We start from the raw sequence: 23508 nt of genomic DNA on the forward strand, positions 1-23508 counted from the left end.
CGGGCGTGGAGCTGGCGCTGTTCGATTTCGATAACACCGTCACCGACTGTGACACTTACGCCCGTTTCCTGCGCCGCGTCGCCACGCCCGAACAGCTGGCGCATGCCTGGTGGAAAGTCGGGCCGTGGCTGCTGGCGTATCGGCTGAAGTTGATTTCAGCCGAGCGTATCCGCGCGCGCGTCACCCGGTTGGTGATGCGCGACCGCCATGGCGATGACATTGCCGCCCAGGCCGCCGGTTTTGCCCGTGAGGTGCTGCCGGACGTGGTGCAGCCGAAGATGCTGGAGCAGATTCGCTGGCACCTGAAGCAGAATCACACCGTGGTCATCGTGTCGGGGTCGCTGGATCTGTACCTGCGTCCCTGGTGCGAGAATCTGGGCATTGAGCTGATCTGCAACAGGCTGGAAGGCAAGGATGGTCGCCTTACCGGACGTTATGCCGATGGCGACTGCGGCCCGCGCAAGGCCGAACGCATCCGCAAGCGCTATGACCTGTCACGCTACCTGCGCATTCACGCGTATGGTGACAGCAAGGAAGACCAGCCGATGCTGGCGCTGGCGCATGAGCGTTGGTATCGCGGCAAACTGATGAAATGAACGTCCCGCGCAGCCGACGCCACGCATGAACGCCCTTCGCACGCCCCTGACCGAACGCCTCGACCGGCTGTTGCCGCAGACCCAATGCGGTCAGTGCGGCTTTGACGGTTGCCGCCCGTATGCCGAAGCAATGGCGCGTGGCGAGGCCGGCGTGGAGCGCTGCCCGCCGGGCGGCGATGCGGGCGCGCGGGCGCTGGCGCAGGTGCTGGGCGTGACCGCCGTACCGTTCGATCGCAGCCGGGGCGAACACAAGTCCGCCCAGGTCGCGGTGGTGGTGGAAGCCGACTGCATCGGCTGCACCAAGTGCATCCAGGCCTGCCCCGTGGATGCGATCGTGGGCGGTGCCAAGTACATGCACACCGTACTGGCCGACCTGTGTACCGGCTGCGAACTGTGCATTCCACCGTGCCCGGTGGATTGCATCGAATTGATTGCCGCGGATCACGACCAACGGTCGTGATCTACCGGTAGGCCGCGACCGTTGGTCGTGGCGAACGGGTTACGGCAACGCCGCGGTAATCACGATCTCGACCTTCCACGCCGGGTCGGCCAATTTGGCTTCGACGGTGGCGCGGGCGGGGGTCATGCCGGCCACCACCCATTCGTCCCACGCAGCATTCATGCCGGCGAAATCGTTGATGTCGGCCAGGAACACTTCGGCGCGCAGGATATGCTGCTTGTCACTGGCCACCAGCGCCAGCAGCTTGTCGATCTCGGCCAGCACCTGCCGGGTCTGGCCGGTGATGTCCTGGCTGGTGTCCTCGGGAATTTGACCCGACAGATAGGCGACCTTGTTGTGCACGGTCATTTCGGACATGCGCGGACCGACGTCAAAACGCTCCAACATGGGGAAGTCTCCTCTGCAATGGGCCTCCATTGTCGCCGATGCGATGAAGGCTGTCCGTGAGCAGGCTGAAACCCGCCAGAGCGGGCACAGCATGCCCTCTTGGCAACGGCAGGGCCGAAGCGCACGATGCGCCGTCGCGGTACGCCGCGTTCGTTGACGTCTTCATCGCCCTGCCCGGAGCACGCTGTCCAGATGACCGATACTTCCCCTGCGCCGGCTGCGGCGCATTCCGGCTGGCGGCGTGCCGCCACCATGGTGTTCAGCCTGGGCATCCTGGCACTGGCCCTGCACGGACTGGCCAGCGAGTTCGACGAACATGGCTACCGTGCCATCCGCGAGGCGTTCCGCGCCCTGGGCAGCGGGCAGATCGCCTTGACCGTGCTGCTGGGGCTGGCCAGTTACGCGTGCCTCATCGGCTTTGACGCGATTGGCCTGCGCCGCAGTGGCAAGCGGCTGCATCCTGCACGGGTCGGCATCACCGCCTTCCTCGCCCACACCCTGGGCCAGACCCTGGGTTTCGCGGCCCTGACCGGCGGTGCGGTGCGCCTGCGCGGCTATGGCAGCGCCGGGCTGAGCCTGGGCGAAATCGGCCAGGTGGTGCTGATGAGCACGCTGGGTTTCCTGTTTGGCGCGTGGCTGCTGCTCGCGTTGGCGTTCGTGCTGGAACCGGGGGCCGCCGCGCTCGCGCTGCCGGTGTCGGTACCCGTGGTGCGTGCGCTCGGTGTGCTGGCACTGCTGGCGTATGCGGTGACGGTGCTGCTGGTCGGCCACGAAGGTCGCACGTTCACCGTTCGCGGGCATGCCCTGTGGCTGCCGGACCGACGCACCATGCTGGGCGTCACCGCGTTGAGCGTGGTCGAACTGGTGCTGGCTGCGGCCGCGTTCTATGTGTTGCTGCCGATGAACACCCCCACCGGACTGCCCGGCTTTGTCGGGCTGTACCTGGTGGCGGTGCTGGCTGGGCTGATCTCCAGCGTGCCGGCCGGGCTGGGCGTGTTCGAGTGGAGCCTGCTCAAGCTGCTGCCGCAGGTACCACCTGCCGCCGTGCTCGCTGCGGCATTGATCTACCGGGTCACCTACTACGTGCTGCCGCTGCTGCTGGCCACGATGCTGGCGGTTGCGCCGGCACTGCGGCGTCCGCTGCGCGCCGGTGCCGGTGCGACCCGCGCCGGCTGGACCGCACTGCGCCCTTGGTTGCCACAGATCATCGCGCTGGCCGTGTTCAGCGTGGGTGCGGCGCTGGTGATCGACGGCACCCTGCCCACCCCACGCCGGCATCTGCTGCATGCGTCATTGCCGGTGCTGGAGACCTCGCACCTGCTGGGCAGCCTGGCCGGGGTGGCCCTGCTGCTGATCGGCCAGGGCCTGCAGCGGCGCAGCCACGCGGCCTGGGTACTGGCACTGGGCATCTGCGTGGTCGCCCCGTTGCCGATCTGGCTGCGCGGCGGGCAGGTGCTGATCGCGCTGTCGGCGGTACTGGTGGCGATGGCGCTGTGGGCCTCGCGGCGCGAGTTCTATCGCCAGGGCGCGCTGCTGGATGAAGCCTGGTCGTGGCCGTGGATCCGCAACCTCGGGCTGGTGCTGGTAGCGGTGATCTGGCTGTTGTTCTTCGTCTACAGCCACGTGGAGTACCAGAACGAACTGTGGTGGCAGTTCGCGGTGCAGGGCAATGCGCCGCGTGCACTGCGCGCGCTGCTGCTGGTGGCCATCGCGCTGACCGTATTCGGTCTGGCGCGCCTGCTGCACAGCACGCGCACACCGCTGCAACCGGCCGACGCGGCGACGCTGGATGCACTGGCCCCGGTGCTGGCCGGAGCCGAAGACACCCAGGCCTGTCTGGTACTGACCGCGGACAAGGCGGTGCTGCGCGATGACGCGCAGCGTGGCTTCGTGATGATGCAGCGCCATGGCGGTTCGCTGATCGCGATGGGCGACCCGGTCGGCCCGCCGGAGGTGGCACGGGCATTGATCTGGCGCTTCCGCGAGGAGGCCGACCGGTTGGGGCTGCGGCCGGTGTTCTACCAGGTCGGCGAGGCTTACTGGCAGACCTATCTGGACCTGGGCCTGAGCCTGGTGAAGCTGGGCGAGGAAGCGATGGTGCCGCTGCACGATTTCACCCTGGAAGGTCGCGAGCGCGCCGACCTGCGCCAGGCCTGGAATCGCGGCAAGCGCGGAGGGCTCAGCTTCCGTGTGGCAGCGGCCGACGAGGTGCCGGCACTGCTGCCGGCGCTGGCGGAGGTCTCGCAACAGTGGCTGGATGAAAAGGCGGGCGATGAAAAGGGATTCTCGCTGGGCAGCTTCGATCCGGCCTACCTGTCGCGCTTCCCGGTCGCGCTGGTGGAAGCAGAGGGTCGCATCGTGGCGTTTGCCAACCTGTGGCAGGCACCGGCCGGCCATGAGCTGTCCGTTGATCTGATGCGGCATGTGGATGACGCACCAAAGGGCACGATGGACTTCCTGTTCATCGAATTGTTCCTGTGGGGGCGTGCGCAGGGTTTCCAGCGTTTTTCGCTGGGCATGGCCCCCTTGTCCGGGCTGGCGCAACACCGGTTGGCCGGGCGCTGGAACCGCTTTGCCAACCTGGTCGCGCGGCACGGGGAACGCTTCTATGGGTTCAGCGGACTGCGACGGTTCAAGTCCAAGTTCGCGCCGAGCTGGCGCGCGCGGTATCTGGCCGCGCCCGGCGGCATGCATCTGCCGGCAGCGTTGCTGGATGCAACGCGGTTGATCAGCCGGGTACCGCGTTGACACGCGTGGTGTGTGTAATGCGCGGGATCATGTCGGTGACGCTGTGCTGATCGGGTATGCACCGGGAACGCACGGGTAATGCACGGGAATGCACTGGCACTGCACTGGCACTGGCACTGGCACTGCACTGGTAGGGTCGCACGACAGTCGACCGCCGATAACGGTAGGGCATGACCTGGAGCGAAGAAGCGTGCCTGCGTTCGAAGGTCATGCCTCACAGCACCGACGAATGTCATCGGCGGTCGACTGTCGTGCGACCCTACCGTGTCCGCAGCATCCGTGGCATTCGTACCCGGATGGCGTAGATACCGTTACGGCACATGCTCCAGAAGCGTGCGTGCCAGCAGGTCGTAGTCACCCTTGAAATGGTGATCGCCGGGAAGCGCGATCACCTGCGCCTTGCCCGCGGGCAGATCCGGGCACAGCGCGTCCTCATCCTCCTTGCCATACAGGCACAGCGTGCGCTGCGCCGGCAACTTGGCGATCTCCGGGGCGATCGGCAGGCCATCGCCGCCACCGCCCAGCCAGTTGCTGACGTGGAATTCGTAATCGGCGTTTCGCCCGACCGACATCAAACCGATCAACGCAACCGAATCCCGCGCGGCTGGATCAAGCTGGTTGATCGCCGCGGGCAACACGTCCGCGCCCTGTGAGAAACCCACCAGCAGCAGCCGCTTGCGCTGCCATTGCTGCTGGTAATGCGCGGCAATGCGCTCCAGGTCACGAGCGAATCCTGCCGGCGTGCGCTGGGTCCAGAAGTAGCGCAGCGAGTCCACACCGACCACGGCCACACCCGCCTCAGCCAGCGATGCCGCCACCTCCTTGTCCAGGCCAGCCCAGCCGCCGTCGCCTGAGACGAAAATGGCCAGCGTGTCACCGGCCTTGGCCGCAGGAATTTCCACCACCGGCAGGCCGCTCAACCCTTGCGGCGGCGGAGCAAGGCTGACGCCCTTCTGCGCGCCCAGCACCTGCGCGGCGGCCAGCAGCCCCGGTACGTCGTCGCCGCGGCCAGTACGCCGGAATTCGCGCGCCAAGACCACTTTGCGCACGAACGCGGTGGCACTGCCCGCCGGGCACTGCGTGTCGCCCGCAGCGTTCAACCAGGGGAAGTTCAGTTCGGTGGGCTGCACGCGACCGTGGCTGACGCCCGCTCCGCAGACCTGGCGCTCGCGCACCGCGTCGGGACAGAAGCCGGTGGTCAGCAAGCCCGCAAACACCTGGGTGTCGGCCTGTGCCGCCACCGCGTAGGCGAGTTCAGCACCGCTGCCATCGCCGGCGATCAACGGCAGGTGGTAACCCGGCACGTGCAGATATGCCTGGAAAAAGCGCGAGAAATTCTCCACGTCGCCGGCACCGAACGCACAGCTGCCGCCATCGGCGGCAACGCTCTGGTGCAGTCGCGCGACGTCCACCCTCGCCACCAATGCCCCCTGCGCACGCAGGGCCTCGATGCGGTGCGTGGTCAAGTCCGCTTCTCGACCGCCGTCGAACCACACCACCACGCGCTGCGGCTGTCCCTCGGGCACGTACACCGGTACCTGCTGGAAGCGCCCGTGGCTGACCTGCTGCGGCGCGGCCTGTACGCCGACACTCAACAGCCCGAACAGAATCACGCCCCACCACCGCCGCCTGCTGGTTGCCCGCATCGTGACACTTCCCGGAAAAAGTCCGCTCACGATACGCCGGTGGCGCGGCAAGGGGATGTACAGAGCCCGGCCTTACGCAGTTCGAGGCGGGTCTGTCGCCATTGCTGCAGGGCGACCGCCGCCAGCCACAGCACCACCACCGCGATGACCAGCTTCTGACCCGCCCCGCGCGGCGGACCGCGCCACAACACGTGCAGCCACAGCAGCGCGAAGCACAGCCAGGCCCACCACCATGCCAGCGCCGCCCAGCGGCTCCAGCGCGGGTCAGCGCGCAGGTACCAGCTCTGCAGCAGCATGGCCACGCTCACGCACAGAAAGGCGGTGTTGGCGGCCAGGCCGTGCACCAGGGGGGCCAGCAAGGGAGCCATCTCCGGCAGCCAGCTGTCGCCTATTGCGACCCCCATCAAGCCAAGGCCGGCCACGACGAACAACAACGGCGCGGCGGCACTGCGCCGCGGCGACTGCAGCCCGGCATGCAGCGACCACGCCAGCAGCATGATCGCCACTGCCAGCACGCAATAGGCGGTGCGCAACGCCAGGCCCCAGGGGCCGTGCAGGTACAGGCTCAGGGTCGCCTGTACCCAGTCCAGATCATCCCGCGCCCATTGGGTCCACAGCGCGGTGAGCACGAAGGCGCACAAGGCCAGCAGCGCCACCATCGCAATCGATGCATGGGCACGAATCGAAGAAGGCATGGCGGCCGGCGGGGTCACGTGTGCGCTGGTTCAGGGAGCTGCATCGGGATGGCGCAGCTTCCACGCCGCCAGCGCAGTGCGGTACCGCTGCAGCTCGTCGCTGTACAGATCCAGCACGCACAACGGGCAACCGCTGCCGCAACATTCGTTGGGACCGGGCTCTTCCGGCGGCAGCGGGCGGGGATCGGCATCAGGCAGCGGAACGGAATCGGGCATCGGCGCAACGGCATGCAGGTGAACCCCGACAGTGTAAACGAGGCTCAACGGCCCAGCCGACGACTCAGGTTGGCGCGCGCCGCCGCATCCAGGCGCTGGTGGAAGAAGTCGCTGAGAAAAATACGCGGCCGCTTCAGCAGTTGGGTCAGGAACTTGCGCCGGTTGAGCCGGAACAGGAAGCCCGGCACATGCCCGGCGTATTCCTCGGCGATACCACGGTCGTAGGCGTCGAAGACTTCGGCCGGGGCTCCCAGAATGGCCATGTCGCAATCCAGGAACAGCGCGGCCTGGTCGTCCACGTCGCCCCGCCCCAGCGCACCGTGGCGGGCGGTCAGTCCGATCAGCTGCTCCACCCGCCCCACGTCGACGCCGGCTCCAGGCAGCCAGCGCTCGATTTGCGCCCGTGCCAGCGCGGCAGAGCGAGCTTCGTTGTCGCTGCGCCCGGCGTCATAGATCGCGTCGTGATACAGCGCCGCCAGCTGCACCTCGCGCGGTTGGGTCCAGCCGGGACCTTCGGCCACGTCCTGGCAGTGCTGCAGCACGGCGCGCACGTGGGCGAAGCTGTGGTACGCCCGCGGCGGCATCGCGTAAGCGGCTTCGAGGTCGGCCTGCATGGCCGCCGGCAGGAGCACGGGTGCGAAGGTCATGGCCGCATGATTGGCTGCGAAGGGGGCCGCTGGCAAGCGGCAAAGGGCGCGGCGGGCCGACGGGCGGCGCGCCACGGTCGCCGCCCGGGCCTATGCTGAAGCCGGACCGCCACATGGGTTGGGAGGTGACCGCCATGTCCACCGTGAACGTTCGCGCCCTGCTGATACTCCCGCTGGTGGCGCTGCTGGCGGCCGCGCCGGTTCGGGCCGACCCGCTGCGCGCGCCAGCCGTCACACTGCCTGCGGTACAGGTTGCCGCCGAGCCGTCGATGGGCACGCCGCCCAGCGCCGACCAGATTCTGGCCATACCGCCGGCATTACGGACCCTGCTGCAGCAACGCGTGATCGCAGCCGCCAACTCCCGCGAGCAACGGCTGGAAAAGCTGGTTCACCTCATCTTCGATGCTGACGGCATGCATCTGGAGTACGACCCCTACGCCACCCACACGCTGACCGAAACCTGGCAGACCGGGCGCGCCAACTGCCTGTCATTCACGCTGCTGTTCGTCACCCTGGCGCGCGCTGCCGGCATTGATGCGCGGGTGCAGGAGGTGGCGCAGGTGATGACGTGGTACCAGGACGAAGGCGTGATCTACAGCGTCGGGCATGTGAATGCGGGGGTGGAACTGAACGACCGCACTGCCGTGGTCGACCTGGACCGCAATGTGCTCTACGACCGTTACGGTCCTCGGCCGATCACCGAGCAGCGTGCCTTGGCGCACTTCTACAACAACCGCGGCGCACAGGCCATGGCGGCGGGCGACCTGCCCACGGCCAGAACCTATCTGAAGGCCGCACTGGACCTGTCGCCGGAGTTCACCCCGGGCTGGAACAACCTGGGCGTGCTGGACACGCGCGAAGGCCGCATGCCGCAGGCACGGCAGGATCTCGAGACCGCGCTGCGGCTGCAGCCGCGCCATGCGGCCGCATTGACCAATGCCAGTGCGCTGTACCAGCGCCTGGGCGAACCGCAGCTGGCACAACAGCTGGCCAAGCGGCTGCAGCAGGTGGAGCGCAAGGACCCCTTTGCCCAGTTCCGGATGGGCAACCAGGCCGAGGAGCGCAAGGACTACGACAAGGCCATCCACTATTACCGGCAGGCCATTGCCCTGTACGGCACCGCGCACCAGTTCCACTTCGGCCTGGCGCGGGCCTATTTCCTGGCCGGAGACAACAGCCGGGCCTCAAAGGAAATGCAGCGCGCGCGCGACCTGGCCGGCGAGGACGCCAGCGTGCTGCGTGCCGCCTACCAGGCCAAGCTGGACAGCCTGAAACGCTGGCAGAAACGCACCGCTGCGAATTGAGCCTCAGGCCTTCTTGAGGAAGCAGGTCTTCAGCACCAGTCCCTTGATCTTGTCCGAGTTGCCTTCGATGTGCTCGGCGTCATCCTCGACCAGCCGAATGTTGCGGATCACCGTGCCCTGCTTGAGCGGAATGGAGGATCCCTTCACTTTCAGGTCCTTGATCACGGTGACCGTGTCGCCGCTTGCCAGCACATTGCCATTGCTGTCGCGGACCACCACGCCGGACGTATCGGCATCGCCCGCCGCCCATTCGTGACCACAATCGGCGCAGATGAACAGCGCGCCGTCGGCGTAGGTGTTTTCAAGGGTGCATTGCGGACAGGCAGGAACGGCAGACATGGGGGCCTTCGGAAAAGAGTGAAACGTTCATCATTGTAACCGGCGCGCCGCCGCCCCTTGCGCCCGCGCGCCGGTTGCCGCACAGTGCGCGCCCCCTTCCGTGAGGCCCGGCCCGCATGAAGATCGGCATCGACTTTGGTACCAGCAACTCCGCCGCCGCCGCCGTGATCGAAGGCCAGGTAGTGCCGATCCGTTTTGGCGAGGCCGAGCAGTTCCGCACCACGGTGTATTTCCCCGAGGTCATGCGTGACCCCAATGATTTCGAGCTGACTCCGGCGCTGGAGCATGAACTGCACCGCCTGATCGATGCCGCTTCCCGTGAGGCGCGAGCCGCAGGCCAGGACCGTGCGCCCGATGCGTTGCGCCGTGAAGCGCTGCGGGTGGTGCGTCGGCAATGGATGGAAGAGCAGATGCGGCAGCCGCTCAGCTCCACTACGCTGCTGCAGAACGCGGTGTACGGCGACGAGGCACTGGAAGCCTACTTCGAGGAGAACGAAGGCAACCTGGTGCAGAGCCCGAAGTCGATGCTCGGCTACAACCTGCACCCGCGCGCACGCCAGACCATCACCGGTATTGCCACGCACATCCTGGAGCACATCCGGCTGACCGCGTCACGGCAGCTGGATGCGCCGGTGCGCACCGCCACGCTGGGCCGGCCGGTACAGTTCCGCAGCTCGATCGGTGCGGCAGGCAATGACCAGGCGCTGGAGATTCTGCACACCGCCGCGATCGCGGCCGGTTTCGACAGCGTGGATTTTCTCGAGGAACCGGCCGCGGCGGCGATGCACTATCACGCTGAAAGCGCCGACGAGCACGATGCCCTGGTGGTCGATATCGGCGGCGGCACTACCGACATCGCGCACGCCCGGGTGGGCGGCACACGGGCCCCCACCATCCACCGCGCCTGGGGTATTGCCCGCGGTGGTACCGACATCGATCTGGCGCTGAGCCTGTCCGGCTACATGCCGCTGTTTGGTCGCGGCATCAGCCGCGTGCCCGCGCATCACTATGTGGAAGCGGCGATGGTGCAGGACATGCCGCGGCAGCGCGAATTCCGCCAGCACAGCTATCGCGATGTCGACGCCCCTTGGGGCAAGCGCCTGCAGGCGCTTCAGGACACGGGCAACACGGCGCGGCTCTATCGCGAGGTGGAGCGCTGCAAGATCGCCCTGAGCAGTGCCCCCACCCATGACAGCGTGCTGGACTTCATCGAGCGCGATCTGGCCCTGCACACCAGTGCGGAGCAGCTGGGTGCCGCCGCTGCGGGTTACATCGGAGAGTTGACCCAGCTGTTGGCACAGGTCCGTGAGGACATTGGTCGCGACCCCGCCGCCGTGTTCCTGACCGGTGGCATGTCGCGCGCCGGCTACCTGCAGCAGGCCGTGGCGGCGGCGTTTCCACAGGCCCGTCTGGTCCGCGGCAATCCCTCGTTCGGCGTCGTCCACGGCCTGGCCTGGGCCGCAAGCCATTGATGCGGCTGAAATAATTCGCAATTCCTGGTCACCCGGGCCGCCGCATTAACAAAACGTTACGCCGGAACGACTATCATTCTCCGGCTTTGATGCGCAATGCGCATGCCGTCCCGGGCCGCCGCAGGCGCGCCCTCCTTCGCCAAAGCTGCCACCCGAGGCCCGCCCCGGGCCTGGGAGTGCTTTCCCGTATTTGTCACCAGTCCACGACCGGCGACATCGCTGCCGCCTTGTGCGGCGCTACCTCCGCCGACAACTGCATCCACGTCGGCGATTTTCTCCACGCTGTAACTAGAAAGGAGCATCCATGGCACGTTCGCCAAAGACCTCCCCCAAGGCCGGCAACACCGTCCGCGTTGACCGCAAGCAGACCGCCAGCACGGCGATCAACAGTGCGAGCATCGCCGCCGATCTGGCTGCGTTCCGCAAAAGCGGTGGCAAGATCGAAGTCCTCGGCAATACCCTGGCGCTGAAGAAGGCCAGCTGAGCCCGTCCGCCGTCCGCACCGGCTTCACTGCCGGTGCGGTGGCTGTATTCAACGACCGCCCAACGTTACCCGCACGTTGCCCGAATGGGCATTGATCGAGATATCGCCATCTCCAGCACCCAGGCGGGTGTCCAGGCTGCGACCCGGACCGTAGCGCGGCCGCTCGACCTCGCCGGCATCGGACTGGATGGCACCGCTGAAGGTCTTCACCGCCAGCCGCGCCGAGACCTTGGCCGGCAGCGCCAGCGCAATCGAGCCGCTGACCGTTTCCAGCGTGACCTTGCCGCCAGGAGACAACCCGGCGGTGCCCACACTCAAGCTGCCAGACACCGCTTCAGCGGCCAGTCGCTGCACCTGCGCGGTGTCCAGGCGGATGTCGCCGGACACTGTCTCCGCCGCGACTTCACCGGCAATTCCACCCCCGGCCTGGATGTCACCGCTCACCGCCCGCAATGCCAGGCGCTGGGTCTGCACCTGCGCGCGGACGCTGCCACTGACCGTGGCCAGGGCAGCCTCGCCACTGCGCCCTGCGGCAGTGATGTCGCCGCTGACTGCATTGGCGGCCAGCCGGCGCAGGTCGACACCGGCCACGTCGATGTCCGCACTGACCGTCCCCAGCTGCACCTCCACCGAACGCGGCACGCGCAGCTCCAGGGTGGCACCGCCATTGTTACGGCTGTTGCGCGGGTAGATGACTTCCCAGCGTACCCGGTTGGTGCTTTTGTCCTGCTGCAGGCGCAGGCCATCGGCCAGGCTGCCGGTCAGCGCCACCTCGTTGCGGTCCCAGCCACGCACAGTGACCTTGCCGGCAATGTTGCTGACCTCCACCCGGCCGCCGGCCGCCAGTGGATGGCGCTCATCGACACGGGTTGCCGCCTGCAGCGCCAGGGGCAGCAGCAGGGTCACGGCGGCAATCATTCGCAGGCGGTAGTGCATGGGGTTCTCCTTCAGGATGGCAGGCCAGCGGCGATCAACGCCTGCTGGGTCAGTTCAAGGCGCAGCGCATAGGTGCGTTGCAGTTGCCCGAGCAGATAGCGCGAGCGGGGGTTTTCAGCGATGGCGGCGCGGATGCTGGCCGCACTGCGATCAAGCTCATGCAGGGTTGGCTGCCAATCCGGCGCGAGTGTGTCGGTCGGCAGGGTCGCAATGGCCTGCTGATACTCCTGGGCGATGGCATCGGCCTGATGCTGCAGTGGGCTCGGCTGCACCACCGGCGGCGGCGCGGTGGGCACGACCAGCAGCACGGCCAGGCCGGCGGCCAGACCCAGGCCGATGCGCAGCGGCCAACGACGCCGCTGGCGGCGCGCGGTCAGCGGCGCGGACGCAGCCGACTGCGCTGCGGGCAGCTGCGCGGCGATCTGCTCCCATACCCGTGCCGGCGGCAGGCGCTCGGCGGGCAGTGCCCGCAGCTGCGCCTGCAGCACCGGGTCGGCCCCATCATCGTGGATGTGTTCATTCATGCGGGTTCTCCCAACTGCGCGCGCAACAGTCCGCGCGCACGATGCAGATGTGCCTTTGAGCTGCCCACCGCCATCTGCAGCTGGTCGGCAATCTCGTGGTGTTTCCAGCCTTCAATGTCGTGCAGCACCAGCACGGCACGCGCGCGGGGCGGCAGGGTTTCCAGCGCGCGCTCCAGATCCAGCGCAGTACCGGCGCAGCGCTGTGGCCCCGGCAGCTGCTCGAGCAGTTCCACACCCTCTTCGATGTCGGACTCGCGGCCGGCCTGGCCACGCAGCTCCATCAATGCCGCGTTCACCCCCAGCCGGTGCAGCCAGGTACCCAGGCTGCTTTCGAAGCGAAAGCCCGGCAATGCACGCCATGCCTGAAGGAAAGCGTCCTGCAGGGCGTCCTCCGCGCGCGCGGCATTGCCGCCGCACAGCCGCCATAACACCGCATAGAGGCGGGGTGAATGCCTCCGGTAAATGCGTTCGTAAGCACCGGTATCGCCCGCCACCGCCGCACGCACCAGCGCGTCGTCATCGGCGTCGTGGCCTTCGGTGGTGGGCGGCGGAAGCATGGTGGTGTCGAGCATATCCCTTGGATGCCAGGGCGCGGAAAAAGGTTTAGCCGGCATGCGCATGAATCGGACTAAACCTTTTGCATGGGGCCCGCATCCAAGCCTGCATCCCCCGCAGTGCGCGCCGTCGCGCGGAGTCGCCATGCCTTCCCACTGCCTTGCCCTGCTGCTGTCTCTGGTCAGCGCCTGCGCCCTGCCGTGGAGCCCGCTGTCAGTGCGGGTCCTGCTGGCCCCGCACCCGGACCTGTGCGTCCAGTACGAAGCGCAGCCCCCGCTGTGCGGTTCGAAGCTGGTCGCCCTGCTGTCCCACCCGTGGAAACTGCGGGGCTCCGCGGCCAGCGACGCAGCGTAAGATGCAGGGCGCCCTGTCTTACGCTGCACGCAAAGGCTTCACCGATGAAAGAGCACCTGCCCGTCTGGACCCACGCATGGCTCCACTACGCGGTCCCTGCCCTGCAGATCCTGGGCACCCTGCTGGTTGCCTGGCTGCTGCGCCTGATCGCGCGGCGGGTCATACGGCGCATTGCCGAACACTACACGCTGCCGCCGGAAATGGTGATGGGTGCCCGGCGGGTGTTCGCCTTCGTGGTCTATTTCACCGCCCTGCTGGTCATCCTGAACATCGTCGGGGTATCGGCCACCGTAGTGTGGACGGCCTTTACCGGCTTTGCCGCGGTGGGCGCGGTGGCGTTCTTCGCCGCATGGAGCGTGCTGTCGAACATCTTCTGCACGCTGCTGATCTTTACTACCCGCCCGTTCCGCCTGCACGACTACATCGAGGTGCTGGAGAACGGTGAGAAGCCCGGGCTGAAGGGGAGGGTCATCGACATCAACCTGATCTACTCCACCCTCCAGGAACACGGCGAAGGGCACGAAGGCACGGTGCTGCAGGTACCCAACAACATGTTCTTCCAGCGCACGGTGCGCCGCTGGCGCGATCCGTCGCAGGCACCCGGTGGGATTCAGGGGGACGGCTGACCGTCAGCGGCGTCAGTGTGCCGACCAACGGTCGGCAGCTACCGGCAAGGACAGTCAGCGAAGCTGACTGTCCTTGCTACCGCGCCGGTTGTAGCCGGCGCTGTCGTGTTCGGCCGCATCCTGTTCTTCCTGGCAGGCAATGCACAGGCGCACGCCGGGTACGGCCCTGCGCCGCGCCTCGGGGATGAGGGCGTCGCAGTGTTCGCAGTGGGTCAAGCCCGGGCCCTGTCGCAACTGGGCGCGGGCGCGCTGGATGGCGTCGTCGACAGTGGCGTCGATCTGGTCCTGGACCGCGCCGTCTCCTGCCCAACCGGTTGCCATGAGGCGTCTCCCGACAATGGATCAGACGACCAGCATAGCCCCGCTATGGCGCGGTGAGCTGCCGCGCGGCTGAATGCGGATTGCGCGGGTGAACGGTTCAGCGCTTACCAGATGAGATCGTCCGGCACCTGGAACTGGGCGTAGTAGGCGTCGTCTTCGGCATTGCCGGTGCTGGGCTCGTCATGGCCCTTGTTCTGGCCGTTGTCGAGCACGATCACCCCGGCATCGCGTTCGCGGATCTTGTCGGCCGCGGCGCGTGGCACCAGTTCGAAGCCATCGCCGAAGCGCACGATCACCAGGCTGCCGACCGCCAGCTGCCGGCGCAGGGCGGCATTGACCAGCAGGGTGCGGATCAGCGTGCCGTCGTTGAAGCGGTACTCGCTGTCACCGTCCCGGGCCACCTTCTGGGTTTCGATGATCTGGCGGATCTGCGCCTTGCGTTCCTGCGCCTGCGCACCGGCCTTGCGCTCGGCCTCGATGGCCCGGTCGCGTTCAGCCTTTTCCGCGCGCAGACGGTCGGCTTCACGCTGGCTGTCGGTTGGGGCCGCCGGGCCCTTGCCGTGCCGTGCCTTTTCCTGCTCGCGCGCAGCCTGGGAGACCTGGGACTTCTTCACCAGGCCGGCCTTGAGCAGCTGTTGCTGCAGAGGGTTACCCTTTGCCATACGCTTTGTGTCTGTATCTACTGGAATTCGGGAGCCATCATACCGCCATGCCCCCCTTGAAGTACCTTGCCGGTTACCCCGCCGCCCTGCAGCATCAGGTGCGGGAGCTGATCGCGGCCGACCGCCTGGGGCCCTGGCTTCAGCAGCGCTATGTGGAACCGCACCAGGTGCGCAACGACCGCCAGTTGTATGACTACACGCAGGCCCTGAAAGAGCGCTACCTGCGCCAGTCGGTTCCTTTGTCCAAAGTGATCTACGACAGCCGGCTGCAGGTACTCAAGCATGCACTGGGCACGCATACGACTGTCTCGCGGGTGCAGGGCAGCCGTCTCAAATCCAGCCGGGAGATCCGTATCGCAACCGTATTCCGCGAGGCGCCCGCCCCGTTCCTGAAAATGATCGTGGTCCACGAACTGGCCCATCTGAAGGAATCCGATCACAACAAGGCGTTCTACCAGCTGTGCACCCACATGGAGCCGGACTATCACCAGCTGGAGTTCGGGCTGCGCATGTACCTGACCCATCTCGACGCCCGGCCGGACTGAGGTGCCGTACACTCCCCGCCCGCATCCGCTACCTGCTGCCTGCCCCATGACCGACCCGATCCGACTCGACAAGCGCCTCACCCAGCTGCTGGGCTGCTCGCGCGGCGACGCCCAGCGCTACATCGAAGGCGGCTGGGTGACGGTGGACGGGAACGTGGTGGAACAGCCGCAGGCGCTGGTCACCAACGAACTGGTGGCGCTGCGCGAGCATGCCGAAGCCGGTCGCACTGCGTCGGTCAGCATGCTGCTGCATAAACCCGCGGGTACCCGTGCCGACCAGCTGTGCGCCCTGGTCACGCCCGACAGCCGCAGCGACCTGGACGCAACCGGCGTGAATCTGCTGCAGCGCCACTTCCACGGCCTGCAGCTGGGCATGGCGTTGTCAGCCGAAGACAGCGGCATGGTCGTGGTGAGCCAGGACGGCCGCATGCTGTCGTTCCTGAAAGACCGCAGCCCGACGCTGGAACAGGAATACGTGGTGGAGGTCAGCGGCGAACTGGCCCCTTATGGCCTGGCGCGACTGGCGCATGGCCTGAGCTATCGAGGCTGGCCACTGCCGCCGTGCAAGGTCAGCTGGCAGAGCGAGACCCGGCTGCGCTTTGCGATCAAACCGGTGCAGCCGGGCCAGCTGCGCGACATGTGCGCGCAGGTGGGGCTGCAGGTGGTGAGCATCCGCCGCCTGCGCATCGGCCGCGTTGCGATGGGCAAGCTGGCCCCGGGCCAGTGGCGCTATCTGGCACCGGACGAGCGGTTCTAGACCCATGTGCCGTCTGCTGCGCTGGGTCATTCTGCTGCTGGCCCTGGTGGCACTGCTGGTGCTCAGCGGCCTGCTGCTGGCCGACTACCTGACGCCCAAGGCCGTTGGCACGCCCAGCACGTCACTGCCGCTGCAGCCCGCCCAGAGCGCCATCGACCGCGAGGTGGAGCGGCTGCAGGCACTGCACCCACAGCAATCGGGTGTTGCGTTCCTCTCAGACGGACTTGACGCTTACGCCGCGCGCGCGGTCATCACCCGGCATGCGGCACGCAGCCTGGATCTGCAGTACTACATCTGGCACGACGACCTCATCGGCCACCTGATGGTGCAGGAACTGCACCAGGCCGCCGAACGCGGCGTGCGCGTGCGCATCCTGCTTGACGACATGAACGCGCATGACAAGGACGCGTTGATGATGGCGCTGGATGAGCACCCCAACATCGAGATCCGCCTGTACAACCCGTTCCGCAACCGCGACGGCCTGTGGCGGCTGGTGGAAATGGTGCAGCGCTTTTTCAGCGTGAATCACCGCATGCACAACAAGGCCTGGATCGCCGACGGCCGGGTCGCCATTGTCGGCGGCCGCAACATTGGCGAGGAGTACTTCAGCGCGCGTCCCGACGTGAACTTCCGCGACCTCGACCTGCTGGTGGCCGGGCCCGTGGTGGGCCAGGCCAGCACCATCTTCGACGACTACTGGAACAGCGAGACCGCCTTGCCGATTGCCGCATTGGCGTTCCACACCCCCGCACAGTTGAAGCTGCTGCTGCGCGAATCGGCCAACGAAGCACGACTGGAAGCTGCGCAGCCTTATCTGCGGCGCGTGCAGCAGTCGCCTACGGCGCGCGCCTTCTTCCTGGAGCCGGCTCGCCTGCACTGGAGCGACCGGGTCGAGATTGTGTCCGATCCGGCGATGAAGCATCGGCGGGACGACCGTGAGCGCTGGCTGGTGACCCGTCTGGTCCGCGAACTGGAAGCAACCCGGCACAAGGCGTTGCTCATCTCCCCCTACTTCGTGCCTGGCGATGAGGGCACCGACGGGTTTACCGCACTGGTCGCCCGCGGGGCGACCGTGGGCATCGTGACCAACTCGCTGGCCGCCAATGACGTCGCCGCTGTGCACAGCGGATACATGCACTACCGCGTGCCGCTGCTGCGCGGTGGCGTGCATCTGTACGAACTGAAGGCGCATGGCGGCACCGACGGCGGTGGCCTGTTCGGCAGCAGCGGAGCCAGCCTGCATACCAAGGCGTTCGTACTGGATGACGCACGCGGGTTTGTAGGCTCGTTCAACCTGGACCCGCGTTCGGCCTATCTCAACACGGAGATGGGCGTGCTGTTCAACGATGCGGTTCTGGCCGCGCAGCTGCGTGATGAATTTCTGCGACTGGCGGCACCGGAGCAGAGCTACTGGGTGGATCTGGATGCACGCGGCGACGTGCGCTGGCTGGATCGTGCCGCGCAGCCACCTCAGCTGTTGGACAAGGAACCCGATGCGTCGTGGTGGCAGCGCGCGAGTGCGCGGATGATCAGCTGGCTGCCGCTCGAGTCGCAGCTGTAACGCCCGACAAACGATGATCGATCCGGTAGCGCCGGCCGTTGGCCGGCCCGCAGCCATCCGTGGGCCGGCCAACGGCCGGCGCTACCGGGTCGACCGATCAGGCATCCTGAGATTCGTCATCGCCATCAGCGGTCTCCACCCCACGCCCATGCAGCCGTCGCCAGATCCACTGCAGGGCATGCGGCGGTGTGTCGTCCAGCTGTTCCAGCAGCGCCAGGGCCTGCGCCTGCCCGATCTGACCGTGGCGGCACAGCAGGCTGGCTGCCGCCGCCGCGCGGGCAAAGCGCAGGCTGCCGGCCAGGCCGCCCTCCGGGGTGTCAGTGTCGCGCAGCAGCGCGTCATGCACGGCCGGCGGCAGCTCCCATGCAGCAGCGATCCGGCTGGCCACCGGCAGGGTCCAGGTGTCGAGTAGCGTGCTGGCCAGCGCCTGCGAGGGCGGCGCGTCGGAATGGCGCGCGCCTGCATCCAGCAGGTGCCGCATCACCAACGCCGCGCCCAACCCCTGGGTCAGGCCCATCCATTGCGCCGCGAAGCCATCTTCCCCGGTGACCCGCCGGGCGTGGTCGGCCGCCGCACGCGACGCCAGCAGCGCATGCTCCCAGATCACCGTGCCGAATTGCGGGAACGCCTCGCAGTGCAGTTGCATGACCGGCTGCACCAGCACCGCGCTGATGATCTGGCGGATGCCGTCGGTGCCGACCAGGGTCACGGCGCGCTGCAGGCTGTCGACCGGCCTGGCCTGCAGCCGGTACAGCGGGCTGTTGGCAATGCGCAGCAGGTTGCCGGTCAGCACCGGGTCCTGCCCGATGATCACGGCCATGGCACGTGCCGAGGCATCGCTGTCGTTCACGGTCTGGATCAACTGCGGCAACAGTTGCGGTCGTCGCGGCAGATGCCGGGCGGACCAGTCCTGGGCCTCCAGCGCCTTGACCACCGCAAGCCGCAGCGCGGTTTCGTCGGCCACCGGCGCAGCCTGCCGACCGCCGATACGGGGTACCAGCGCCAGGGCGTGCAGCCCGGCCTGCAGGATCAACGCGGCTTCCCCGCTCGAGGGCTGAACCCCGCGCGGGGCGGGCTCGGAACGCTCGGTCGGGCGTGCGCGGGCAGCGCGGGTCGGACCGGCCACCGGCGCAGGCCTGCGCAGATACAGCCAGCCTCCCAGCGCGACGGCTACCGCCAGCCCCACCATGACCGTCACCGTCAGCATGTCGCCACCTGGCCTGTTACCGCACCCTGTGCACCCATCACATTTACTGCCTGCACCTGATCCACCCAGCCCCTGCCGGTGCCCACGCACCGTTGCCACGGCATCGGCGCGGCCGCTCACAACTTTAGAACTGCGTCACAGTTGCACCTGCGCCCGGGTGCCGGTCCCTGTGACGGCAGCATCCATCGGAATGCTCTAGAATGCGACCGCGCGACCCGTCTCCTGCTACCGACGATGTCGCTTTTTTTGTTTTACGCCCATCCTTTTGCTGGTACGTTCGCCGGTGTTGACCGCCGTTCGCCCCATCGGAGTCGCCATGTTATTTGAAACCCTCGAAACCGCCGGTCACGAACAAGTGGTGTTCTGCCACAGCCGCGACGCCGGGCTGAGGGCGATCATCGCCATCCACAACACCACCCTGGGTCCCGCCCTGGGTGGCGTGCGCATGCGGCCCTATGCCAGCACTGACGAGGCGCTGGCCGATGCACTGCGGTTGAGCCGCACCATGACCTACAAGAACGCGCTGGCGGGCTTGAACGTGGGCGGCGGCAAGGCGGTGATCATCGGCGACCCGCGCCAGGACAAGACCGAGGTGCTGTTCCGCGCCTTTGGCCGTTATGTGGATTCGCTGGGCGGCCGTTACATCACCGCCGAAGACGTCGGCACCGATGTCAACGACATGGAAAACATCTACCTGGAAAGCGAGTACGTCACCGGCGTGCACCAGGTCCACGGCGGCTCGGGCGATCCGGCTCCGTTCACTGCATACGGCGCGCTGCAGGCACTGATGGCCTGCCTGCAGCACAAGCTGGGGCACGAGGAAGTGGGCAAGACCAGCATCGCTGTGCAGGGACTGGGCCACATCGGCATGGAGTTCGTGAAGCTGCTGCGTGACCGTGGGGCCAAGCTGTACGTCACTGATCTGAACAGCGCGCTGGTGGACCGCGCGGTCACCGAATACGGGGCCGAAGCGGTGAAGCCGGACGAGATCCATGACGTCAACGCGGATGTTTTCGCGCCTTGCGCGCTGGAAGGTGCAATCAACCCCGACACCCTGCCGCGCCTGAAGTGCAAAATCGTCTGCGGCACCGCCAACAACCAGCTGTCCAGTCTGGAGGTCGGCGATGAACTGCATGCGCGCGGCATCCTCTACGCGCCGGATTACGCGGTCAATGCTGGCGGCGTGATGAACGTCTCGCTGGAGATCGATGGTTACAACCGCGAGCGCGCCATGCGCCTGATCCGCAGCATCTATCACAACCTGGGTCGGATCTTCGCGCTGTCCGCGAGCGAAGGCATTGCCCCGCAGCGTGCTGCCGACCGGATTGCCGAGGCGCGCATTCTGTCGATCGGCAAGCTGAAGATGCCGCTGGGTCGCGCAACGCCCCGGCTGGGGACGCTGCGCGGCAGTTGAAACTGATGACGTAGAGCCGGGCTTGCCCGGCTCTACCTCGGCGTTCCGGCGTTGGCGGGTCAGAACGCGGTGGCGAAGCGCAGTGCGACCTGGCTGAGGTCACCGCGTGGGCCGAAGCGCTGGTCATACCCGAACGACAGCTGGCTGCTGCGTCCCAGCCACGACTGCACCGATACACCGAACAGGCCGCCGGAGCGCGCCGGCTCGAACGCCGCCATCGGCGACCAGCTGTCCAGTGCCATGAAGCTGGCCTGCGACTGCAGTCCATCGCTGGACAGCAGTTGTTGCCACTCGGCATACCCGCGCAGCGACCAGCCGCGCCAGCGCTGCTCGGCGCGCACGCCGGCCAGCGCCTGGCTGCGCGTGGACACGTTGTCGAGCGTACGCAGGCCAAAGCCCAGGCCACCCTGTTCGTTGAAGCCATCCGTGCTGACCCGGGCGTAGTCCGCGCCCAGATAAGGCGTCAGTGCCAGACCACCGGCCTGGAACTGATAACCCGATTCCATGCTGGCGGTGCTGAACTGGCCGCCGTAGCGCGTGTTGACCCCGTATGCGCTGGACCCCAGCAGCAGTTGGCGATCGATTTCACGCGTGTACTGGCCTGCACCCAGCTGGGCCAGCGCATAGCCGCCCTGCCCCAGCCGCCAGCCGGCATACAGCTGCGCCTGCGACTGGCGGTCGTTGCCACGGTCGCTGCCCCAGCTGCGACTGCTGTGGTTGCGGGTTTCGCCGAAGGCAAAGCCCATCACGCCACTGCTGCCCAGCGCCGTGTCCTGGCCGATCATCCAGCCACGGGTATCGCCGGCACTGCCGGCAAAGCTGCCCTGGCCGACATCGCCCAGCGCACTCTGCCACGCGCCCTGCAGGCGCGGCGTGCCACGCACGTCATCGAACCGCGACGACAGCGCGCGACGGCTCATGTCGATGCTGTCGAAGGTCATCGCCGAGGCCAGCGCGTGGGCCTGCCCGGTCAGGCTGTCCAGGCTGGCCTGCAGTGCCCCCGCCCCGGCCACCTGCTGCAGCTGGCCGGCACCGTCAGCGAAGCTGGTCGGAATGATGCCACCGGCATCGCGGTCCAGCAGCTCGAAGGCCGATTCCACACGGCCCGCAGTGCGCAGCGCGGCTCCGGTGACGTTGGCCTGCTGGCTGGCCAGGGTGACGTCGATGCGGTCGGTGGTGAGCACCACGCTGTTGGGGTCGTAGGACAACGAGGCCTCCAGCAGCGTGCCGGGCGTCAGGTTGTTGGTGATCCCGAAAAACGTACCGCTCACGCCCTGGTCGGCATGCAACACAGTCTGGGTGCGCCCATTGGCCGCGACATACCCGGGCAGGATGCCGCCGATATGTACGTCGCCGCCCTCGATCGTCGCCTTGCCGGTGACGCTGAGCGCATTGGAGCCCAGTGACACCATCAGCCGAGCGCCCTCGCGGTGCAGGTAGTCGCCGTCGATGACGGCATTGGATGTCGCGCTGGCCACGATCATCATCGCACCGTTGTCGACGTTGCCCTTGACCCGGCTGCTGCCCATGAACTGCAGCGCCGCGCCATTGGGGCTGCCGGTCTGCGGCACGATCACGACGTTGGAGGTGATCGATGCGCCGTTGTGCAAGGCCAGCGTGCCGCGCTCGATGCGGGTGTCGCCGGTGTAGGTGTTGGTGCCTGAAAGGCCCAGCGAGCCGGCACCCTGCTTGATCAGGCCGCCGCTGCCGGTAATGTTGTTGCTCCACACCGAACCCAGCCCGAGCGTGGGGTTGTTCACCGTCACGGTGCCCCAGTCGAACTTCGCCGGACCGTTGATCGCCTTGGCGATGTTGAGCAGGCCATGGCCAAAAGTGCTGTCCACGCCGGTCGCACCGAGGTCGGTCGCGGTGCCGAGCAGGGTCTGGCGGACCAGGTCGTTGCTGAAGTAAGGGTACTTCTGCCAGACCAGCGCCGCTGCACCCGACACCAGTGGTGCGGCAAACGAGGTGCCGTAGTTCCACAGATAGCTTGGCGTCGTGCCCGAGGCACCGGTGTAATCCGGATCCACGAATACCGCTGCACCGGGCGCAGCCAGGCAGTAATTGGCCGCCACGCCGCAGGCATTGGCATACGACGCCAGCTTGCTGGGGTCGGTGGAGTCGACGGCAGTGACGCTGAGCCAGCCGCGCTCCAGGTCTGCCGCAGGACGGCTGCCGCCGGGTCCTGCCTGACTGGGCAGCGCCGCCATGCTGGACGGATTGGGCTTGGACTCGTTGCCGGTGGCGAACACCACCAGGCCGCCATTGCTGACGATGAACGGACGGTACTCCTGGGCAATCGCCGAGGTCGCTGCCGGATTGGTCCAGTACAGCCCGCCCCACGAGTTGTTCATGATCTTCACGCCTTGGGCGATCAGATCCTGATGGATCGGTGCCAGACCCAGCGCACCGCTGACTTCATTGCCATTGCCGGTACCGTCATCGGCCGGGGCCTTGTCGGCGATGATGCGTGCCGACACGATGTCCGCGCCGGGTGCAATGCCGCCCGGCCACGCACCCACCGCCTTGCCAGCGGCCAGCTCGGCCACGGAGGTGCCATGGCCCACCACGTCGTCGATGTTCAGATTGTTGGCACCCGGATCGACGTAGTTGTAGTTGGCCACCACCCTCCCGGCCAAGGTGGGGTGATTGCGCATGACGCCCGAGTCGACCACGCCAATCTTCAGCCCGGCACCGGTCAGGCCGGCCGAGTGGGCAGCGCCTGCCTGGGTGATTGTCAGGTGCGCGTTGATGGCCGGTTCGGCCGGGCGCGTCGGCGTTGGGGTCGGCGTGGGTGTGGTGGGTGGCGGTGTGGTCGGCGTGGTGGGCGTATCGACGCGCACGTTGCTGCCACCGCCACCACCACCGCATGCACTCAATGCCACGGCCAACGCACTGACCAGAACCGCCCTGCGAATCACTACGTGTTTCATCCTTGTTCCCCAACTTGAAATGAGCGCCGCACGCGGTGCGCCGTCATCCCCGACGGCCACCTGCGACAGACTGCCGGCGATTCGCCGTAGCAGGCGCGCAGTGTGCCCCGAAATGCCCC

General features: G+C 67.2%; 25 protein-coding genes. 12 read left to right on the top strand and 13 right to left on the bottom strand.

The features are described 5' to 3' along the window. Positions 1-5 precede the first annotated feature (5 nt). Entirely contained in the window at positions 6-596 is a 591-nt protein-coding gene (locus PDM29_RS01515; RefSeq protein WP_311192143.1) for an HAD family hydrolase, read from the top strand. Positions 597-621: 25 nt separating this feature from the next. Beyond that, the gene (rnfB, locus tag PDM29_RS01520; RefSeq protein ID WP_311192144.1) at positions 622-1056 is read left to right on the top strand and encodes an Rnf electron transport complex subunit RnfB; all 435 of its coding nucleotides are present in this window, start codon (positions 622-624) and stop codon (positions 1054-1056) included. 39 nt (positions 1057-1095) lie between these two features. Here the strand turns inward: rnfB and PDM29_RS01525 are convergent, their stop codons facing one another. Further along, positions 1096-1443: a RidA family protein gene (locus tag PDM29_RS01525; RefSeq protein ID WP_311192145.1), complete on the bottom strand. Its 348-nt coding sequence runs from the start codon at positions 1441-1443 to the stop codon at positions 1096-1098. 192 nt (positions 1444-1635) lie between these two features. Between PDM29_RS01525 and mprF the strand changes: the two genes are divergently transcribed. Beyond that, a complete protein-coding gene (gene mprF, locus PDM29_RS01530) occupies positions 1636-4191 on the top strand; it encodes a bifunctional lysylphosphatidylglycerol flippase/synthetase MprF (protein WP_311192146.1) in 2556 nt (851 codons plus the stop codon). Between the two features lie 311 nt (positions 4192-4502). Here the strand turns inward: mprF and PDM29_RS01535 are convergent, their stop codons facing one another. The 4 genes from PDM29_RS01535 to PDM29_RS01550 are packed head-to-tail and all read right to left on the bottom strand — an operon-like array spanning position 4503 to position 7395. Beyond that, on the bottom strand, positions 4503-5837 hold the full coding sequence (locus PDM29_RS01535; protein ID WP_311192147.1) for a virulence factor family protein: 1335 nt from the start codon (positions 5835-5837) through the stop codon (positions 4503-4505). A 26-nt stretch (positions 5838-5863) separates the two neighbouring features. Then, positions 5864-6532 carry a DUF998 domain-containing protein gene (locus PDM29_RS01540; RefSeq protein WP_311192148.1) on the bottom strand — a complete coding sequence of 223 codons (669 nt, stop codon included), beginning with the start codon at positions 6530-6532 and terminating at the stop codon, positions 5864-5866. Between the two features lie 30 nt (positions 6533-6562). Further along, on the bottom strand, positions 6563-6748 hold the full coding sequence (locus tag PDM29_RS01545) for an oxidoreductase-like domain-containing protein (RefSeq protein WP_311192149.1): 186 nt from the start codon (positions 6746-6748) through the stop codon (positions 6563-6565). 44 nt (positions 6749-6792) lie between these two features. Beyond that, positions 6793-7395, bottom strand: a complete 603-nt coding sequence (locus tag PDM29_RS01550; protein WP_311192150.1) for an HD domain-containing protein — start codon at positions 7393-7395, stop codon at positions 6793-6795. Positions 7396-7529: 134 nt separating this feature from the next. Here PDM29_RS01550 and PDM29_RS01555 point away from each other — a divergent pair, with 134 nt between their 5' ends. After that, positions 7530-8699, top strand: coding sequence for a tetratricopeptide repeat protein (locus PDM29_RS01555; protein ID WP_311192151.1), 1170 nt, complete (start codon positions 7530-7532; stop codon positions 8697-8699). 3 nt (positions 8700-8702) lie between these two features. Here the strand turns inward: PDM29_RS01555 and PDM29_RS01560 are convergent, their stop codons facing one another. After that, positions 8703-9038, bottom strand: a complete 336-nt coding sequence (locus PDM29_RS01560; protein WP_311192152.1) for a zinc ribbon domain-containing protein YjdM — start codon at positions 9036-9038, stop codon at positions 8703-8705. 116 nt (positions 9039-9154) lie between these two features. Between PDM29_RS01560 and PDM29_RS01565 the strand changes: the two genes are divergently transcribed. Both PDM29_RS01565 and PDM29_RS01570 read left to right on the top strand, forming a co-directional pair. Beyond that, a complete protein-coding gene (locus PDM29_RS01565) occupies positions 9155-10510 on the top strand; it encodes an Hsp70 family protein (RefSeq protein WP_311192153.1) in 1356 nt (451 codons plus the stop codon). A gap of 304 nt (positions 10511-10814) precedes the next feature. Beyond that, complete coding sequence (locus PDM29_RS01570; RefSeq protein ID WP_125361787.1) at positions 10815-10994, top strand: hypothetical protein; 180 nt, start codon at positions 10815-10817, stop codon at positions 10992-10994. Positions 10995-11042: 48 nt separating this feature from the next. Here the strand turns inward: PDM29_RS01570 and PDM29_RS01575 are convergent, their stop codons facing one another. The 3 genes from PDM29_RS01575 to PDM29_RS01585 are packed head-to-tail and all read right to left on the bottom strand — an operon-like array spanning position 11043 to position 13026. Beyond that, positions 11043-11930, bottom strand: a complete 888-nt coding sequence (locus PDM29_RS01575; protein ID WP_425508702.1) for a DUF4097 family beta strand repeat-containing protein — start codon at positions 11928-11930, stop codon at positions 11043-11045. A gap of 11 nt (positions 11931-11941) precedes the next feature. After that, positions 11942-12454, bottom strand: a complete 513-nt coding sequence (locus PDM29_RS01580) for a hypothetical protein (protein ID WP_311192154.1) — start codon at positions 12452-12454, stop codon at positions 11942-11944. Next, a complete protein-coding gene (locus PDM29_RS01585; RefSeq protein WP_311192155.1) occupies positions 12451-13026 on the bottom strand; it encodes an RNA polymerase sigma factor in 576 nt (191 codons plus the stop codon). Before PDM29_RS01585 ends, PDM29_RS01580 begins: the two co-directional genes overlap by 4 nt. 127 nt (positions 13027-13153) lie before the next feature. Between PDM29_RS01585 and PDM29_RS01590 the strand changes: the two genes are divergently transcribed. Together PDM29_RS01590 and PDM29_RS01595 are read left to right on the top strand one after the other, a co-directional pair. Beyond that, complete coding sequence (locus tag PDM29_RS01590; RefSeq protein WP_311192156.1) at positions 13154-13363, top strand: hypothetical protein; 210 nt, start codon at positions 13154-13156, stop codon at positions 13361-13363. Positions 13364-13407: 44 nt separating this feature from the next. Then, positions 13408-13989: a mechanosensitive ion channel domain-containing protein gene (locus PDM29_RS01595; RefSeq protein ID WP_311192157.1), complete on the top strand. Its 582-nt coding sequence runs from the start codon at positions 13408-13410 to the stop codon at positions 13987-13989. A 54-nt stretch (positions 13990-14043) separates the two neighbouring features. On the opposite strand, the gene PDM29_RS01600 is transcribed toward PDM29_RS01595, so the two are convergent. After that, positions 14044-14310 carry a DksA/TraR family C4-type zinc finger protein gene (locus PDM29_RS01600; RefSeq protein ID WP_311192158.1) on the bottom strand — a complete coding sequence of 89 codons (267 nt, stop codon included), beginning with the start codon at positions 14308-14310 and terminating at the stop codon, positions 14044-14046. A gap of 104 nt (positions 14311-14414) precedes the next feature. Then, on the bottom strand, positions 14415-14972 hold the full coding sequence (locus tag PDM29_RS01605) for a DUF2058 domain-containing protein (protein ID WP_311192159.1): 558 nt from the start codon (positions 14970-14972) through the stop codon (positions 14415-14417). Positions 14973-15019: 47 nt separating this feature from the next. On the opposite strand from PDM29_RS01605, the gene PDM29_RS01610 reads away from it, so the two are divergent. The 3 genes from PDM29_RS01610 to PDM29_RS01620 are packed head-to-tail and all read left to right on the top strand — an operon-like array spanning position 15020 to position 17835. Further along, positions 15020-15517 (top strand): M48 metallopeptidase family protein, encoded by a 498-nt coding sequence (locus PDM29_RS01610; protein WP_311192160.1) that lies wholly within the window; start codon positions 15020-15022, stop codon positions 15515-15517. Between the two features lie 46 nt (positions 15518-15563). Further along, positions 15564-16274: an rRNA pseudouridine synthase gene (locus tag PDM29_RS01615; protein ID WP_311192161.1), complete on the top strand. Its 711-nt coding sequence runs from the start codon at positions 15564-15566 to the stop codon at positions 16272-16274. Between the two features lie 4 nt (positions 16275-16278). Next, positions 16279-17835: a phospholipase D family protein gene (locus PDM29_RS01620; RefSeq protein WP_311192162.1), complete on the top strand. Its 1557-nt coding sequence runs from the start codon at positions 16279-16281 to the stop codon at positions 17833-17835. A gap of 97 nt (positions 17836-17932) precedes the next feature. Here the strand turns inward: PDM29_RS01620 and PDM29_RS01625 are convergent, their stop codons facing one another. Beyond that, positions 17933-19042: an HDOD domain-containing protein gene (locus PDM29_RS01625; protein ID WP_311192163.1), complete on the bottom strand. Its 1110-nt coding sequence runs from the start codon at positions 19040-19042 to the stop codon at positions 17933-17935. 316 nt (positions 19043-19358) lie between these two features. Between PDM29_RS01625 and PDM29_RS01630 the strand changes: the two genes are divergently transcribed. Continuing rightward, entirely contained in the window at positions 19359-20456 is a 1098-nt protein-coding gene (locus tag PDM29_RS01630) for a Glu/Leu/Phe/Val dehydrogenase dimerization domain-containing protein (protein ID WP_311192164.1), read from the top strand. Between the two features lie 59 nt (positions 20457-20515). Here PDM29_RS01630 and PDM29_RS01635 read toward each other — a convergent pair whose 3' ends face one another. After that, positions 20516-23389 carry a S8 family serine peptidase gene (locus PDM29_RS01635; protein WP_311192165.1) on the bottom strand — a complete coding sequence of 958 codons (2874 nt, stop codon included), beginning with the start codon at positions 23387-23389 and terminating at the stop codon, positions 20516-20518. Positions 23390-23508 lie beyond the last annotated feature (119 nt).

This window comes from Stenotrophomonas oahuensis, from assembly GCF_031834595.1.
GTDB lineage: Bacteria > Pseudomonadota > Gammaproteobacteria > Xanthomonadales > Xanthomonadaceae > Stenotrophomonas > Stenotrophomonas oahuensis.

Bases quoted from the DNA above. Each gene is read 5' to 3' on its own strand.
- rnfB (WP_311192144.1), top strand. From the start codon at position 622: ATGAACGCCCTTCGCACGCCCCTGACCGAACGCCTCGACCGGCTGTTG.
- PDM29_RS01525 (WP_311192145.1), bottom strand. From the start codon at position 1,443: ATGTTGGAGCGTTTTGACGTCGGTCCGCGCATGTCCGAAATGACCGTG.
- mprF (WP_311192146.1), top strand. From the start codon at position 1,636: ATGACCGATACTTCCCCTGCGCCGGCTGCGGCGCATTCCGGCTGGCGG.
- PDM29_RS01535 (WP_311192147.1), bottom strand. From the start codon at position 5,837: ATGCGGGCAACCAGCAGGCGGCGGTGGTGGGGCGTGATTCTGTTCGGG.
- PDM29_RS01540 (WP_311192148.1), bottom strand. From the start codon at position 6,532: ATGCCTTCTTCGATTCGTGCCCATGCATCGATTGCGATGGTGGCGCTG.
- PDM29_RS01545 (WP_311192149.1), bottom strand. From the start codon at position 6,748: ATGCCCGATTCCGTTCCGCTGCCTGATGCCGATCCCCGCCCGCTGCCG.
- PDM29_RS01550 (WP_311192150.1), bottom strand. From the start codon at position 7,395: ATGACCTTCGCACCCGTGCTCCTGCCGGCGGCCATGCAGGCCGACCTC.
- PDM29_RS01555 (WP_311192151.1), top strand. From the start codon at position 7,530: ATGTCCACCGTGAACGTTCGCGCCCTGCTGATACTCCCGCTGGTGGCG.
- PDM29_RS01560 (WP_311192152.1), bottom strand. From the start codon at position 9,038: ATGTCTGCCGTTCCTGCCTGTCCGCAATGCACCCTTGAAAACACCTAC.
- PDM29_RS01565 (WP_311192153.1), top strand. From the start codon at position 9,155: ATGAAGATCGGCATCGACTTTGGTACCAGCAACTCCGCCGCCGCCGCC.
- PDM29_RS01570 (WP_125361787.1), top strand. From the start codon at position 10,815: ATGGCACGTTCGCCAAAGACCTCCCCCAAGGCCGGCAACACCGTCCGC.
- PDM29_RS01575 (WP_425508702.1), bottom strand. From the start codon at position 11,930: ATGCACTACCGCCTGCGAATGATTGCCGCCGTGACCCTGCTGCTGCCC.
- PDM29_RS01580 (WP_311192154.1), bottom strand. From the start codon at position 12,454: ATGAATGAACACATCCACGATGATGGGGCCGACCCGGTGCTGCAGGCG.
- PDM29_RS01585 (WP_311192155.1), bottom strand. From the start codon at position 13,026: ATGCTCGACACCACCATGCTTCCGCCGCCCACCACCGAAGGCCACGAC.
- PDM29_RS01590 (WP_311192156.1), top strand. From the start codon at position 13,154: ATGCCTTCCCACTGCCTTGCCCTGCTGCTGTCTCTGGTCAGCGCCTGC.
- PDM29_RS01595 (WP_311192157.1), top strand. From the start codon at position 13,408: ATGAAAGAGCACCTGCCCGTCTGGACCCACGCATGGCTCCACTACGCG.
- PDM29_RS01600 (WP_311192158.1), bottom strand. From the start codon at position 14,310: ATGGCAACCGGTTGGGCAGGAGACGGCGCGGTCCAGGACCAGATCGAC.
- PDM29_RS01605 (WP_311192159.1), bottom strand. From the start codon at position 14,972: ATGGCAAAGGGTAACCCTCTGCAGCAACAGCTGCTCAAGGCCGGCCTG.
- PDM29_RS01610 (WP_311192160.1), top strand. From the start codon at position 15,020: ATGCCCCCCTTGAAGTACCTTGCCGGTTACCCCGCCGCCCTGCAGCAT.
- PDM29_RS01615 (WP_311192161.1), top strand. From the start codon at position 15,564: ATGACCGACCCGATCCGACTCGACAAGCGCCTCACCCAGCTGCTGGGC.
- PDM29_RS01620 (WP_311192162.1), top strand. From the start codon at position 16,279: ATGTGCCGTCTGCTGCGCTGGGTCATTCTGCTGCTGGCCCTGGTGGCA.
- PDM29_RS01625 (WP_311192163.1), bottom strand. From the start codon at position 19,042: ATGCTGACGGTGACGGTCATGGTGGGGCTGGCGGTAGCCGTCGCGCTG.
- PDM29_RS01630 (WP_311192164.1), top strand. From the start codon at position 19,359: ATGTTATTTGAAACCCTCGAAACCGCCGGTCACGAACAAGTGGTGTTC.
- PDM29_RS01635 (WP_311192165.1), bottom strand. From the start codon at position 23,389: ATGAAACACGTAGTGATTCGCAGGGCGGTTCTGGTCAGTGCGTTGGCC.